This is a genomic window from Arthrobacter sp. P4_F11, from assembly GCF_056401395.1.
The window spans coordinates 1-14,171 of record NZ_JBFUJK010000004.1; the positions used below are offsets into that span (position 1 = coordinate 1).

The 14,171-nt window shown below is 68.4% G+C and carries 11 protein-coding genes; 6 read left to right on the forward strand and 5 right to left on the reverse strand.

Features of this window, described 5'->3' with window-relative positions; translation table 11 throughout:
- From AC1DRO_RS05955 to lipB, 4 genes are all read right to left on the reverse strand, one after another.
- On the reverse strand, positions 1 to 476 hold a 476-nt coding region (locus AC1DRO_RS05955), incomplete at its 3' end, for a beta/alpha barrel domain-containing protein (RefSeq protein WP_476950164.1).
- Positions 469 to 1,290, reverse strand: coding sequence for a methylenetetrahydrofolate reductase (locus AC1DRO_RS05960; protein WP_476950165.1), 822 nt, complete (start codon positions 1,288 to 1,290; stop codon positions 469 to 471). The genes AC1DRO_RS05955 and AC1DRO_RS05960, both read right to left, overlap by 8 nt.
- Before the next feature lie 19 nt (positions 1,291 to 1,309).
- Entirely contained in the window at positions 1,310 to 2,323 is a 1,014-nt protein-coding gene (gene lipA, locus AC1DRO_RS05965; protein ID WP_476950166.1) for a lipoyl synthase, read from the reverse strand.
- The gene (gene lipB / locus AC1DRO_RS05970; protein WP_476950167.1) at positions 2,320 to 2,988 is read right to left on the reverse strand and encodes a lipoyl(octanoyl) transferase LipB; all 669 of its coding nucleotides are present in this window, start codon (positions 2,986 to 2,988) and stop codon (positions 2,320 to 2,322) included. Before lipB ends, lipA begins: the two co-directional genes overlap by 4 nt.
- A gap of 107 nt (positions 2,989 to 3,095) precedes the next feature.
- Here lipB and AC1DRO_RS05975 point away from each other — a divergent pair, with 107 nt between their 5' ends.
- From AC1DRO_RS05975 to AC1DRO_RS05995, 5 genes are all read left to right on the forward strand, one after another.
- A complete protein-coding gene (locus tag AC1DRO_RS05975) occupies positions 3,096 to 4,721 on the forward strand; it encodes a serine/threonine-protein kinase (RefSeq protein WP_476950168.1) in 1,626 nt (541 codons plus the stop codon).
- Positions 4,722 to 4,798: 77 nt separating this feature from the next.
- On the forward strand, positions 4,799 to 6,085 hold the full coding sequence (locus tag AC1DRO_RS05980) for an APC family permease (protein WP_476950169.1): 1,287 nt from the start codon (positions 4,799 to 4,801) through the stop codon (positions 6,083 to 6,085).
- Positions 6,086 to 6,323: 238 nt separating this feature from the next.
- Positions 6,324 to 7,724 (forward strand): glutamate/gamma-aminobutyrate antiporter GadC, encoded by a 1,401-nt coding sequence (gadC, locus tag AC1DRO_RS05985; protein WP_476950323.1) that lies wholly within the window; start codon positions 6,324 to 6,326, stop codon positions 7,722 to 7,724.
- The gene (locus tag AC1DRO_RS05990; RefSeq protein ID WP_476950170.1) at positions 7,721 to 8,167 is read left to right on the forward strand and encodes a hypothetical protein; all 447 of its coding nucleotides are present in this window, start codon (positions 7,721 to 7,723) and stop codon (positions 8,165 to 8,167) included. Before gadC ends, AC1DRO_RS05990 begins: the two co-directional genes overlap by 4 nt.
- Positions 8,168 to 8,170: 3 nt before the next feature.
- Positions 8,171 to 9,517: a M20/M25/M40 family metallo-hydrolase gene (locus tag AC1DRO_RS05995; RefSeq protein ID WP_476950171.1), complete on the forward strand. Its 1,347-nt coding sequence runs from the start codon at positions 8,171 to 8,173 to the stop codon at positions 9,515 to 9,517.
- Positions 9,518 to 9,526: 9 nt separating this feature from the next.
- Here the strand turns inward: AC1DRO_RS05995 and AC1DRO_RS06000 are convergent, their stop codons facing one another.
- Positions 9,527 to 10,420 carry a TIGR01777 family oxidoreductase gene (locus AC1DRO_RS06000; RefSeq protein WP_476850445.1) on the reverse strand — a complete coding sequence of 298 codons (894 nt, stop codon included), beginning with the start codon at positions 10,418 to 10,420 and terminating at the stop codon, positions 9,527 to 9,529.
- A 74-nt stretch (positions 10,421 to 10,494) separates the two neighbouring features.
- Between AC1DRO_RS06000 and AC1DRO_RS06005 the strand changes: the two genes are divergently transcribed.
- On the forward strand, positions 10,495 to 14,085 hold the full coding sequence (locus AC1DRO_RS06005; RefSeq protein WP_476950172.1) for a S41 family peptidase: 3,591 nt from the start codon (positions 10,495 to 10,497) through the stop codon (positions 14,083 to 14,085).
- The last annotated feature ends 86 nt before the right edge of the window (positions 14,086 to 14,171 follow it).

The window sequence follows — 14,171 nt, forward strand, 5'->3', positions numbered from 1 at the left end:
GGATGGATCATCGCCGCGCCCTCGTTGATCCGGCGCAGGGCCTCACCGAGGTTGGTGGCACCGCAGACGAACGGAACGGTGAAGTTCCACTTGTCGATGTGGTTGGTGTAGTCGGCCGGGGTCAGGACCTCGGACTCGTCGATGTAGTCCACGCCGAGGGACTGCAGTACCTGCGCCTCGACGAAGTGGCCGATCCTGGCCTTGGCCATGACGGGCACGGACACGGCCGCGATGATCTTGTCGATCATGTCGGGATCGGACATGCGGGACACGCCGCCCTGGGCGCGGATATCGGCCGGAACGCGTTCCAGCGCCATCACGGCCACGGCACCGGAGTCTTCGGCGATGCGGGCCTGCTCGGCGTTGACGACGTCCATGATGACGCCGCCCTTGAGCATCTCAGCCATGCCGCGCTTGACGCGGCTGCTGCCCGTGACGGTGCTGGCGGACGCGGGCTGGAACGGGGTATCAAGCATGTGTGTTTCCTTGGCTGGTGGTGGCGGAGAGTTCCGTCGACGAAGCGGCGACGGTACCGGGTAACTCGTCAAAGCAATTGAAGCTGTAGAGATGGATGCCGTCGATGACGGGCTGGGCGGTGAGCTCGTCGATAAGAGCGTCGGGAGAGTAGCGTTCGCCGCTCAGGAGGCGGCGGGCGAGCGGTCCGGTCCGGCTAACGAACCGCAGGGACGTTCCGACGCCGATTTTCGTTGCCAGTGCAATCAGCCTGGTTCGTTGCACGGCGCCGGCAACCCCGGCCAGGAGCGGAAGCGTGACTCCCTCGCGGCGCAGCATCGCCGCATAACTGTGGATTCTGTGCGCCGAGAAGCACATCTGGGTGACGACGCTGGAGGCAAGTTCCTGCTTGGCCAATAGCGATTCGAGCAGCTGCAGAGTGCCGACGCCGGGGTGGCCCTCTGGGTATCCGGCGACCCCAACGGCCATCTGGCCGCCGCTGATTTCCGCGATCTCGCGCAGCAGCTGGCCCCCATTCGCGTAGGGACCCGCAGGCTGCGGGGCGTCACCGCCTACCGCGAACACTTCCGAGATGCCGGCCACACCACAGTCCCGGATGATGCCGGTCAGCTGGGAGCGGTCCTCGAGGCTCCGGGCTGCGAGGTGCGGGACCACGGTGTAGCCGAGCAGGCTGAGCTGGACGGCCGTGCGCATGGTCCGTCCGATCCCGTGGTGCGGCAGGCACGTGATGGTGAGCGTCGTGGTCAGCGGCACTGCCGCCTGGATCTTTTCGACGATTCCCTCGGAAGGAATGATTTCAAGTCGTGTGTGGAACATCTTTGATCCTCTGTCGATGTCAGGCGCCGGCGTGGGCGCCGAGCAGGGTGCTGGCTTCCTGGCGGGTGCTTCCGGAGCTTTCGATGTGCGCGAGTTCGGCCGGGATTTCCCAGCCCTTCTTGCGCATCGCGGTGGCCCAGAGCCGGCCGGCGCGGTAGGAGGAACGCACCAGGGGCCCGGACATGACGCCCAGGAAGCCGATCTCGTCCGCTTCGTKCTGCAGGTCCACGAATTCCTGCGGCTTGACCCAGCGGTCCACCGGCAGGTGCCGTTCGGAGGGGCGCAGGTACTGGGTGATGGTGATCAGGTCGCAGCCGGCCTCGTGCAGGTCCCGCAGKGCYTCGGAGATTTCCTCGCGGGTCTCGCCCATGCCGAGGATCAGGTTGGACTTGGTCACCATGCCGAGCTTGCGGCCCTGGGTGATGACGTCCAGGGAGCGGTCGTAGCGGAACGCCGGGCGGATSCGCTTGAAGATCCGGGGCACGGTTTCGACGTTGTGGGCGAAGACCTCGGGYTTGGAGTCGCAGATCGCCGCGATGTGCTCGGRTTTGCCGGAGAAGTCGGGGATCAGCAGTTCGACGCCGGTGCCCGGGTTCAGTTCGTGGATCTTGCGGACCGTCTCGGCGTACAGCCAGACGCCCTCGTCGGCGAGGTCGTCGCGGGCCACACCGGTGACGGTGGCGTAGCGCAGCTGCATGGCCTGGACCGAGCGGGCCACCTTGGTGGGCTCGAACATGTCCACGGGGGAGGGCTTGCCGGTGTCGATCTGGCAGAAGTCGCAGCGCCGGGTGCATTCGGAGCCGCCGATCAGGAAGGTGGCCTCCTTGTCTTCCCAGCACTCGAAGATGTTGGGGCAGCCGGCCTCCTCACACACCGTGTGGAGGCCCTCCTTCTTGACGAGGTTTTTGAGCTGGACGAACTCCGGGCCCATCTGGACCTTGGCCTTGATCCATTCCGGCTTCCGTTCCACCGGTGTGGCCGCGTTTCGCTGCTCAATGCGCAGCATCTTCCGGCCTTCTGGTGCCAGTGTCACAGTAGAGCTCCTTCTGGGGTTGCAACTAGGGCTTGTTCATTCTCGCGCAGTTCTTCGGTGATCCGCGACACGAGGTCCGCCGGGGTGACGTCCCTGCCAAGTTCCTGGGCGATGGTGGTGACTCCGGCGTCGCTGATCCCGCAGGCAATGATCTGGCCGTAGGGGGCGAGATCGTTGTTGCAGTTGATCGCGAAGCCGTGCATGGTGACGCCTTCGTTGACGCGGATGCCGATGGCCGCGATCTTGCGGTCCGGGCCCTTCTCGTCCTGCTCGATCCAGACGCCGGCGCGGCCCTTGATCCGGACGGCGTCGATGCCGTAGTCCGCCAGGACGGCAATGATCACGGCTTCGAGGCGCTCCACGTAGTCGCGGATGCCTGCCTTGTTCTTGAGCTTGATGATGGGGTAGCCCACCAGCTGGCCGGGGCCGTGCCATGTGAGCTTGCCGCCGCGGTCCACTGCGACCACGGGAGTTCCGTCAAAGGGCCGTTCGTGGTCTTCGGTGCGCTTGCCGGCGGTGTAGACCGCGGAGTGTTCGAGCAGCAGTACAGTGCTGGGCGCGGTGCCCGCGAGGACTTTTTCATGCAATTCGCGCTGGATGTCCCAGCCGCGCGTGTAATCGATGAAGTCCGGGGCGAGACCCAGCTGTTTGAACTCAAGAGTCATGGCATCAAGCTTAGACCCCGCCGCACCCACCGCCCGTTTGTGTGCTTAAGCTCTCATGCCTGTGGATAACTTCTGCACGATTCCGCGCAATCGACTATTCCTTGGGTATGGAAGATCTCCCGCCGGCCGCCGGTGCGGCCCCCCAGGTTCCCGGTTACGACGTCGGACGGCTGCTGGGGCGCGGCGGCAGCGCCACGGTCTGGCTGGTGGCCGAACAGTCAACGGGCCGCGAGTTCGCGCTGAAATGCTTCGATGCCGACCGCGCTGCACCGGAAGAGTCCGAGGCCGAGGACGTCATGCGGCGCGAAGTCCGGATCCTCTCCGCCCTGTCACACAGCCACCTGCTTCGCGTGCACGCCGTCGTGCGCCTGCCGGTTCACGACTCTGGCGGCAGCGGCCTCGGGCTTGCGCTGGACTACGCGCCCGGCGGCTCGCTGGCGGCGCTCGTGGGAAGCCGGGGACGTCTGGGGCCCGGCGAGACGGTGACGGTCCTGACTCCCATCGCGCAGGCCCTGGCATACCTTCACGGACAAGGATTCACCCATGGTGATGTGGCCCCCGGCAACGTGCTCTTCACTGCCGACGGCAAACCGCTGCTGGCCGATCTCGGCGTCGCGCGCATGGTGGCCGACGCCGCTCCGGTCGCGGAAGAGGGCACGGCAGGATTCCAGGATCCCGCCCCCGCGGACGCTGTGCGGGCCGGACTGCAGCCCGAACGCGACATTTACTCCCTGGCGGCCCTGGGCTGGTATTGCCTCACCGGACGGGCCCCCGAGCCCGGGGCGCATCGCCCACCGCTGAGCCTTCTGGTGCCGGGGGTGCCGGCAACGTTGGTGGCCGCCCTCGAAGCGGGACTGAGCGGGGAGCGGCGGGAGCGTCCGCCGGCGGCGGAGTTTGCCGCTATGGTCTACCGCAGCGCCCGGGCGGAGCCCGTCGATCTGTCGGTCTCCGTGCACCCCACAGTCATCCCCCAACTGCTCACACGCAAGGCCGTGCAGTCCGGCCCGGGCCGGCGCCCAGGCACCATCCGGAAAGCCGGACTCCACCGCGGGTTCCGAAGGACTCCCGCGCGGCGGGCGCTGCTGCCCGCTCTCGCAGCTGCAGTCCTGCTGGCCGGCACCTGGCTGCTGGCCGGTGGCGGGACGGCCCTCGACGCCATCGCCGGGATGTTTCCAGGGATCGTGTCCGGCCACGATGCGCCGGTGCAGGCAGGAAGTCCCGTGGGCCACGAGGGACCTGCGGCGCCGTCGGAGGGGCCGGTTGGCGAGCCGCCGCCCCCCACCGCCGCCGGCGGGGCCGCCGCCATCCTTCCCGATCTTGAGGCACTCCTGGCCTCCGCCGACCCGGTGGAGGCGGTCCGCGGCCTGGCCCGGCTCCGTTCACTGGCACTGAGCTCTGGCGACTTCAGACTGCTCGAGGCCGTCAACGCCCCGGACTCAGCGGCCGCCGCCTCGGACGGCCGCATCAAAGCGCAGCTCAGCGCCTCCGGCCACGTCCTGGCCGGATTCTCGACCGCCCTGACCCGGATCGAGACCACCGCGGAGAGCAGCCCCGCCCGGGCCGTGGTGGCCATCACCACTGAACCTTCCGCTTACCGGGAAATCGATGGGAACGGCGCCACGGTGGCCGAAGTACCCGCCGCCTCCGCGCAGCAGCTTCACCTGGTCCTGGTGCCCGTCGACGGGCGCTGGCGGATCCAGGACGTTCTGTCCCCGGGGCCCGAAGCGGGCTAGGGTTCCACGCTTCAGGGCGCGGTGGTACCCTCCCTGCGACGGCTGCTTGCAAGTGCCTGACGCCGGAGAGGGACGCCATGTCGACCACGGTTCCGAAGAAGCAGATGACCGTCATTCAAGCAGCGTTCATCGGGGTGGGTTCCATGGTGGGCGCGGGAATCTTCGCGCTGCTGGGCGCAGCTGGCGCTGTCGCCGGCTCGGCTGTGTGGGTGTCCTTTCTGGTGGCGGGCGCCATCGCCGGCCTACAGGGGTACTCGTTCGCGAAGCTCGGCGCGACGTACCCATCGGGCGGGGGCATGCTGGCCTACCTGGCCCGGGGGTTCGGGGAGGGGCACGCTACGGGCATCGTTTCGTGGCTGTTCTACGTGACCGGCGCGATCGTGGGGGCAATGGTGGCGTCGTCCTTCGGTGGTTATGCCAGTGCAGTCCTGACCGGTCGCGACCCAGGCTGGGCCAAAGTGTTCGCGGTCGCACTCATCCTGGTCATGACCGTCCTGAACGCGGTCGGTTCCGCGGCGGTCGCAAGAGTCCAGTCCGTGATCGTGAAGATGGTGCTGGCCATCCTGTCCTTGTTCGCGATTGTCACGATCGCGAACTGGAACCCAGCGCTCCTGGACCCGGCCGGCTACCCCGGCGTCCGCGAGGTCATCGCGAGCGTGGCGCTGACGTTCTTCGCCTTCCTGGGGTTCGGTGTCATCACCTTTACCGCAAAGGATCTGCCTGACCCGTCACGTCAACTGCCCCGCGCCATGTATCTGGCACTGGCGATCGCCACGACGGTGTACGTCGCGGTTTCCCTGGGCGTCTTCGGAACCTTGACCGCCGATGAGGTGGTCGCCTACGGCGCCACAGCGCTGGCCGAGGCCGCCAAGCCCACGCTGGGCCAGTTCGGTTATGTGCTGATGGTGATCACCGCACTGCTCTCCACGTCCGGGGCGGTGAACGCCAGCCTCTACCCCTCTGTGGGGATGACCCGGCATCTCGCCTCGGTGGGACAGTTTCCCCCGGTCTTCGGCCGCTCCGTGGGCCGCAGGCAGGTGCCGGTTGGGCTGCTGGTCATGGCCGGCCTCGCGGCGCTGATGGTGGTGACGTTCAACCTGAACAGCATCGCGTCGCTTGGAAGCGCGGTCGCGTTGCTCATTTTCTCCGCGGTCACGATGGCCCACTTCAAGGTGTACAGGGAGACCGGGGCCAAGTTTTTGGTGCTTATCATCGCCCTGATTGCGACCCTGGGAACGTTCGTCGTGTTCTGCACCACCACGCTCGTCAATGAACCCGCCACCGCCGCCGCGCTGGTGGTCATCCTTGCACTGGTCCTGATCACCGATTTGCTGTGGAAGCGCGCCCGAAACCGCGCAAATTAGCACCCCGGCGACCTGACGTATAGGGGAGTTGGGGACTGTTCCCTGCTAATTCCTAGGTCCATGCTGTAGGCACCGAGCACTTTGTGTGATAGAGGGGGGCAGTGGGCATGTTCAAGCCGACGACTACTCGCCCCAGGCGGTTTAGCTCCGCCTGGCCCGTGGCGCAGACCACGGGGCACTTGAGGGTGTGGCTCACGTGAGCGAACAGGCAGTGACCCGGCCGAAGGCGCCACCGGCCGTGTGGATCTCCTGGGTAGCCCTGGCACTCATGACTACCAGTTCAGTGGCCAGTCTCCGTGCGGCACCGACCATGGCCGTCTACGGCCTCGCCTCAGTCTTCCTCTACCTCGTTCCCGCGATCGTCTTCCTCCTGCCGACTTCCCTCGTGTCCGCTGAACTGGCGTCAGGATGGAAGGGCGGCATCTACAACTGGGTAGCGTCCGGAATCTCCAAACCGATGGGCTTCCTGGCGGTGTGGTGCCAGTTCGCCATGACGATTTTCTACTATCCAACCCTGCTGGGCTTCGTCGCGAGCACACTGGCCTACGTCTTCAACCCGGCGCTGGCCAGCAGCGGCGTGTGGACGGCCTTGGTGATCGTGGTGTTCTACTGGTCCGGCGTGTATGTCTCATCCCGCGGCACGAAGGGTGTGGCAGGCCTGGCCAGCGGCGGCCTGATCATCGGCACCCTGATCCCGGGCGCACTGCTCGTCATCCTGGGTGTCGTCTTCCTCGGCCAGGGAAATCCGTCCGCCGCTCCTATGACCGCGGCCAACTTCTTCCCCGAGTGGGCCGGGCTGGCCAGCCTGGTGCTGATCGTGAATAACTTCCTGTCCTACAGCGGCATGGAGATGAACGCTGTGCACGTGTCCTCGCTGAAGGACCCGGGTAAGGAGTATCCGAAGTCGATGTTCCTGGCCATGGGACTGGTACTGCTGATCTTCATCCTGCCGGCGCTGGCGATCAGTTGGATCGTTCCGGCCGATGAACTCTCCCTCACAGCCGGTGTCATGCAGGCCTTTGACGCGGTGCTGGCCTCCTTCAACCTCCAGGCGCTGACACCGATCCTCGGGATCATGCTGGTCGCTGCCTCCCTCGGCGGCATGCTGACGTGGCTGGCCGGACCGTCCAAAGGCCTGCTGCTGATCTCACGGGAGGAAGGCTACCTCCCGCCGTTCCTGCAAAAACTGAACAAGAACGGCATCCAACAGAACCTCCTGGTCGTCCAGGGGCTCGTCACCACCGTGATCGCGCTCGGGTACGCGCTCATCCCGGATGTCTCCAGCGCATACTGGATTTTCTCGGTGATCACCACGCAGGTCTATCTGATCATGTACCTGCTGATGTTCGTGGCCGCGGTCCGGCTCCGCCGCAACGACCCGGAACACGCGCGTGGCTTCCGGGCGCCGATGCTGGTGACGCTTTGCGGCGTCGGATTCGCGGCCTCCCTGGCCGCTCTCCTTGTCGGGTTCGTCCCGCCGTCGCAGTTCGGCAACGGCGATCCGCTCGTCTATTTCCTGATCGTCGGCGGCGGCGCACTCGGGCTCGGCCTGCTCGTGCCGTTCCTCTTCTACAGGTTCCGCAAGCCCTCCTGGAAGCTGCCCGACCAACAAGCGCAGACGGAGGCACCTAAGTCATGAGCACGCATCAGGAGTCCTCCACCAAGCGCAGCCGCTCGGTCGTTTACATCGTTGCCATGATCCTGCTCGTAGTGTTCGCCGTCGTCGCACTGCTGAATTTCAGGTCGGCGAGGGAGACACAACAATCCCTGGCGAAGGCCGACCAGCTGATAGCGACGATCGAGGGGGCCGGCGGGACGGCGCCCTCACGCGAGCAGATAGCCCGGGTGCTGGGCGACGACGGCGGCGCCGTCTGCGCGAACCCGAACGACGCGCTGAGCCGGGCCACCTTCTTGAGCCAGCTGGCGAACGGGGCAACCGGGCCGGGCTACAGGCCGGTGATCGCGAACGCCCGGATCGCCGTCGGCGAGCTCGCGATTATTAAGGTCTATTGCCCGGACCAGCTCGCCGAGTTCCAGGAGTTCATCGACGACCTCAAGACGTCCAACACCGGTGGTGCGTGAGCCGTGGACCTGCGCGCCCGCATCACCGGTCTGATGGGTCCGGCACGGGAGGAGCTCGCCGAGTTCGTGGCCATCCGGTCGGTGGCGGATGCGCGGCAGTTTCCCGTCGAGGAGTGTGCCAAGGCTGCCCAGTGGGTGCTGGACAAGTTCGCTGGACTCGGATTTTCGGATGTGCACCTCGAACGGACCCCGGACGGCTCCGACGCGGTGGTGGGCTCCAGGCCCGGACCCGATCCGGACGCGCCCACCGTGCTCCTCTACGCGCACTACGACGTCCAGCCACCCCTCGATGACTCGGCATGGCGGACCCCGCCCTTCGAGCTCACTGAAGTGGACGGCCGCTGGTACGGCCGGGGCGCCGCCGATTGCAAGGGCAACATCCTCGCCCACCTGCTCGCACTGAGGGCGCTCGGCAACGACGTACCGGTTAACCTGAAGGTGGTGGTCGAGGGGTCGGAGGAACAGGGCACTGGCGGGCTCGAGGCGTTCGTCGCCAGCTACCCGGACCTGCTCCGTGCCGACACCATCCTGGTCTGCGACACCGGCAACGCTTCCGTGGGCCACCCGGCCGCGACCGTGACCCTGCGCGGGATGGTCAATGTCGTGGTGACGGTGGAGGCGATGGCGTCAGAGCTTCACTCCGGCATGTTTGGCGGGGCGGCCCCCGACGCGCTCGCCGCACTGATCGCCATGCTGGCATCACTGCGGGACCGGCAAGGCAACACGACGGTCACGGGATTGGACAACGACCAGACCTGGACCGGTGCCCCCTATCCGCCAGAGCAGTTCCGCACCGACGCCGGCGTCCTGGAGGGAGTGTCCTTGCTGGGGGACGGCACCGTGTCCGACATGCTCTGGGCGCGGCCCGCGGTCACCGTGCTCGGCATCGACTGCCCGGCGGTGACCGGCTCGACGGCGGCGATCGTGCCGCGGGCCGCGGCACGCCTGAACCTGCGCGTCCCGCCGGGCATGGCGGCCGCCGACGCCCACACGGCGTTGGTCAGCCACCTCAAGGCGGCCGCGCCCTGGGATGTCCACGTCGCGGTGGACCTCGAGGCCATCGGGTCGCCATTCCAGGCGGCAGTCGGCGGCCCGGCCTTTGAAGCCATGAGCGCCGCGATGTCCCAGGCTTACGGCACGCCCATGACAACCCTGGGGCAAGGGGGATCGATCCCGCTCTGCAACGTCTTCGCGGACACCTACCCGGACGCGGAGATCATCCTGCTCGGCGTCGAGGAGCCACTCGCCCTGATCCATGCACCGAACGAGAGCGTCGATCCGGGCGAGATCAGGGCCCTGGCAGAGTCCCTGGCCCTCTTCCTCCAGAGGTACGCGACGCTGCACGGATAGTAGCGGCAGCTAGCCGCGCCCTGCCACCCAGGCGGCGGCCCCGGCGAGGGACGGGTGCTTCCAGGCGAAGCTGTTCTCCGCCAGGACGGCCGGCTCCAGCCGCTGGCTCGCGAGCAGCAGTTCTTCGGCGAGATCGCCCATCACCAGCCGCAGCACCGGGGCGGGTACCCGCAGCGCCGCCGGCCGGTGCAGCGCCCTGGCCAGTTGCGTGATCAGGGAATTCACATCTGCGGCTTCGGGGGCGCAGACGTTGACCGGCCCGGACACGGGCGCCGAGAGAAGGAAGGAAAAGGCGGCGGCCACATCCGGCAGAGTGATCCACGGCCAGAACTGCCGGCCATCGCCGAGCGGGCCGCCGACGCCCAGGCGCAGCAGCGGCAACAGCCGGCCCAGTGCGCCGCCGGAACGGCTCAGGACGACGCCGGTGCGGGGCGTGACCACCCGGACTCCGGCAGGCGCCTCATGCGCCGCTGCCTCCCAGTCGACGCAGATGCGGGACAGGGTGCCGGTGCCGGCCGGCGCGTTCTCGCGCAGCACCGCCGTACCGGCGTTGCCGTAGTAACCGGAGGCCGACTGGCTCAGGAACACGGCGGGCGGCGCGTCGGTGCGCGCCATGGCGGCCGCGAGGGTCCGGGTAGCCCCCAGCCGGGAGGCGCGGAGCTCGTTGACCCGCGCCTTGGTCCAGGGCCGGTCGCCGATCCCGGCGCCGGAGAGGTTGACCACCGCGTCCGCGCCCTTCAGCGCAGTGTCGTCGATCCGGCCGGCAGCCGGGTCCCACTGGAACTCGGCTGGGGACGCAGGGGCACGCCTGACCAGGGCGACGACGTCGTGCCCCTCGCTGCGCAGTGCACCCGAAAGGGCAGTTCCGATCAGCCCGGAGGCCCCGGCAATAAGGATTCGCATGATCCATCTCACCATGCCCGGCACGGCCGCGAAACCTCCCGGGCCGTAAGGACCGTTGTGGCTATGATCGAACGATGACCCCCTCGAGTTACTTCCGTTTCCCGCATCTGCACGGCGATCTGGTCACCTTTGTGGCCGAGGACGACGTCTGGATTGCACCCGTGGGCGGGGGCCGCGCCTGGCGCGTATCCTCCCTGCAACTGCCGGCCCGCAACCCCCGCTTCACCCCCGACGGCAAGCGTCTGGTCTGGACCGTCGTCCAAGGGACTGCCCCGGAAGTCGTCACGGCCAACGTCGACGGCGGCGGCTACAGCCAGTTGAGCTACTTCGGCCACCCTTCCACCCGGGTCAAGGGCTTCACCCCCGACGGCGACGTCCTGGTCACCAGCGCGTTCCGCCAGTCCGACAGCCGTCACACCCACGCCTACAGCCTCCCCGTGACCGGCGGCTGGGCGCAGGAACTCCCGTTCGGCCCGGTCGAGTCCGTGGCCTATGGCCCCGTCGTCGGCGACGAACGCCCTGTGGTGCTCGCCAGCGTCCTCTCGCGTGAGCCGGCCTGGTGGAAGCGCTACCGCGGCGGCGCCGCCGGCAAGCTGTGGATCGACGCGGACGGAAACGGCGAATTCGTCCGGCTCGCTGCCGCGCTGGACGGAAACCTCACCGACCCCCTGTGGGTCAAGGGACGGATCGCGTTCCTGTCCGACCACGAGGGCTACGGAAACCTCTATTCCGTCCTGCCCAACGGCAGCGACCTGCGGCGCCACACGGACCACGAGGACTTCTATGTCCGCCACGCCGCCACCGACGGCGAACGCGTGATCTTCGAATCGGCCGGTGAGCTCTGGCTGCTGCCCAGCCTCGACGCCGAGGCCGTCAAGCTCGACATTGTGCTCGGTTCCGCCTCGCAGGCGCGCCGGCCTGCCCCGCTGAAGCCCTCGAAGCACCTTGGCGACGTCGTACCGGACCGCACGGGCGCGTCCAGCGCCGTCGAATCCCACGGAACCGTCCACTGGTTGCGGCACAAGGACGGCCCTTCCCGCGTCCTCGAGGCCACCCCGGGCGTCCGGGCACGGCTGCCGCGGCCCTTCGGCGAGGGCCGGATCGCCTATGTCGCCGACCACGACGGCGTCGAGGCCCTGTACCTGAAAGCCATTGCGGCGCCCCTGGCCGGAGCGGCCGCGGCAGCATCGAAGGCCCCGCAGCCGGCCGTGCAGTCCGCTGCCGAGGCAACGGCCCGGCCCGCTGCTTCCGCCGAGGACGCCGGCATGCAGTTGCCCAAGCCGGTGTCCGCAGCCGCCCTGACCGGCGCAGGATCAATCCCCGCCGCTGCAAACGGTTCCGTGTCCGGCCCGGTCACAGCAGTCCCGGCCCCGGCTGCAGCAGACGCAGCCGGCTCCATCTCCGGCTCCGGGCCCGACCGGGCCGGTGCGGGCGCCGTGGAGGCCGCGCCCGCCTCCGATGAACTGACGCGGATCGACTTCCCCAAGCCCAGCCGGGCCAGCGCCATCGAAGCCAGCCCGGACGGGCGCTGGCTCGCGGTCGGCACGGCGTTCGGTGATATCTACCTTGCCGACACCCGCACGGGCACGATATCCCAGCTGAGCAGCATCGGCGAGGGCAGCATTGATGGATTCACATGGTCCCCGGACTCCGCGTGGCTCGGCTGGTCCGAGCCGGTCACGTCCTTCGGGTCCCGCAGCCGGCTCCGGATCACCCGGATCGACGACGGCACTGGAGCTGCGATCATTGACGTCACCGACGGCCGGTTCCGCGACGAGTCGCCGTCGTTCACCCCGGATGGCAAATACCTCGCCTTCCTCTCCAACCGCAGTTTCGACCCGGTCTACGACGGGCACTCCTTCGATCTGTCCTTCCCGAGCCCGATCAAGCCGTACCTCGTCGCCCTCGCCGCCGACACCCCGTCGCCCTTCGGCCCGAGCGTCGACCTCCACTTCGACGCCGACGCCGAGGCAGGTGCCGCCGGAACAGCGGCTGCTGCGTCCGGGCCGCAACCGGCGGCCAAACCCGTGCCGTCCGTGCGGGTCGACGCCGAGGGCCTGGCCCACCGCGTCATCGGGGTCCCGGTGCCGCAAGGCAACTACGCCGGACTCACCGCCGTCGCCGGCGCCCTGCTCTGGCTGGACAGCGAGCTCGCCGGCACCACCGGTGAGGGCCGGGCCAGCCTCGAGGACAAGGGCGCGGCGCCGAGCCTGGTCCGCTACGACCTGGCCAAGCGCCGTACCGCCACGATCGTTGAGGCCCTGGACAGCTACCGGCTCTCCGGCGACGGCGAAAAGATCGTGTTCATCCAGGACAAGCAGATCCGCGTGGCGCCGGCCGCCGCCAAGGCCGATGAGGACTCCGGCCAGCTGGTCAAGGTGGACCTTGGCCGCATCCGGGTGCAGCTGGACCCACTCAGCGTGTGGGGCCAGGCCTTTGACGAGGCATGGCGGCTCCAGCGCGACTTCTTCTGGACCGAGGACATGGCCGGCCAGGACTGGGAGTCCGTCCACGCCCGCTACCGCCCGGTGGTGGAACGCCTCGGCTCCCATGACGACCTGGTGGACCTGCTGTGGGAGCTGCACGGCGAGCTCGGCACCTCCCACGCCTACGTCCGGCCCATGGCCGCTGTCGAGAACGGCAGCAGCCCTCAGGGCCGCCTCGGCGGGGACCTGAGGTTCACCGGCGAGGGGTGGGAAATCACCCGCATCCTGGCGGGGGAGTCCTCGGACCCGCTGGCCACTTCGCCGCTGACCCGTCCCGGCGCCGACGCGAAGCCGGGCGATATCCTGCTGGCGATCGACGGCGTCGAACTGACCCAAACGCGGACCCCGGCAATGCAGCTTGTCGGCGCGGCCGGCCGCGCCGTGGAACTTACCCTGCGCAATGGCGCCGGCCATGGGGCGGCCGCGGGCGCCCAGCGCCGCGTGGCCGTGGTCCCGGTCAAGGACGAGGAGCGCCTGCGCTACCAGGAATGGGTCTCCGGCAACCGGCGAACTGTCCGGGAAGCCTCGAACGGGACGTTCGGCTACCTGCACATCCCGGACATGATGGCCAACGGCTGGGCACAGCTGCACCGCGATCTCGACACCGAAACGGCCTTGGACGGACTGATCGTCGATGTCCGGCGCAACCGCGGCGGCCACACCTCCCAGCTCGTGGCCGAGCTCATCGGGCGCAAGGTCACCGGCTGGAGCATGCCGCGCGGGGAAAAGCCGCGGACGTACCCGCACCACGCTCCCCGCGGACCGGTCATCATTCTCACCGATGAGTTCGCCGGCTCCGATGGCGACATCATCACGCAGGTCTCCAAGCTGCGGGGGATCGGGCCCGTCATTGGCACCCGCACCTGGGGCGGCGTCGTCGGGATCGACAACCGCTTCGCGCTGGCCGACGGCACCGGCGTCACCCAGCCGCGCTACGCCACCTGGTTCGCCGGTGGTGTTGGCTGGGGCGTGGAAAACTTCGGCGTCACCCCTGACATCGAGGTGACCTTCCCGCCGCACGCCTACGCCGCCGGAACCGACCCGCAACTGGAGTACGGAATCGGGGCGCTGAAGGAAATGATCCAGGAACTGCCCACGGACCGTCCGCCGCTGCGCGAGGGTTACCGCCGGGTCCGGCCCGCACCGCTGCCTGCGCGCCAGCAGGCCGGCCAGGCCTAGGCGCTCCCGGGCGCGGCCCGCACAGACGGTCCGCGCAGGACAGACGGCAAGGCCCCCGCCACCCTGGATATCCCGGGCGGCGGGGG

Coding starts and splice junctions, on each gene's coding strand:
- AC1DRO_RS05975 (WP_476950168.1), top strand. CDS start 3,096: ATGGAAGATCTCCCGCCGGCCGCCGGTGCGGCCCCCCAGGTTCCCGGT.
- AC1DRO_RS05990 (WP_476950170.1), top strand. CDS start 7,721: ATGAGCACGCATCAGGAGTCCTCCACCAAGCGCAGCCGCTCGGTCGTT.
- AC1DRO_RS05960 (WP_476950165.1), bottom strand. CDS start 1,290: ATGTTCCACACACGACTTGAAATCATTCCTTCCGAGGGAATCGTCGAA.
- lipB (WP_476950167.1), bottom strand. CDS start 2,988: ATGACTCTTGAGTTCAAACAGCTGGGTCTCGCCCCGGACTTCATCGAT.
- AC1DRO_RS06005 (WP_476950172.1), top strand. CDS start 10,495: ATGACCCCCTCGAGTTACTTCCGTTTCCCGCATCTGCACGGCGATCTG.
- AC1DRO_RS05980 (WP_476950169.1), top strand. CDS start 4,799: ATGTCGACCACGGTTCCGAAGAAGCAGATGACCGTCATTCAAGCAGCG.
- AC1DRO_RS06000 (WP_476850445.1), bottom strand. CDS start 10,420: ATGCGAATCCTTATTGCCGGGGCCTCCGGGCTGATCGGAACTGCCCTT.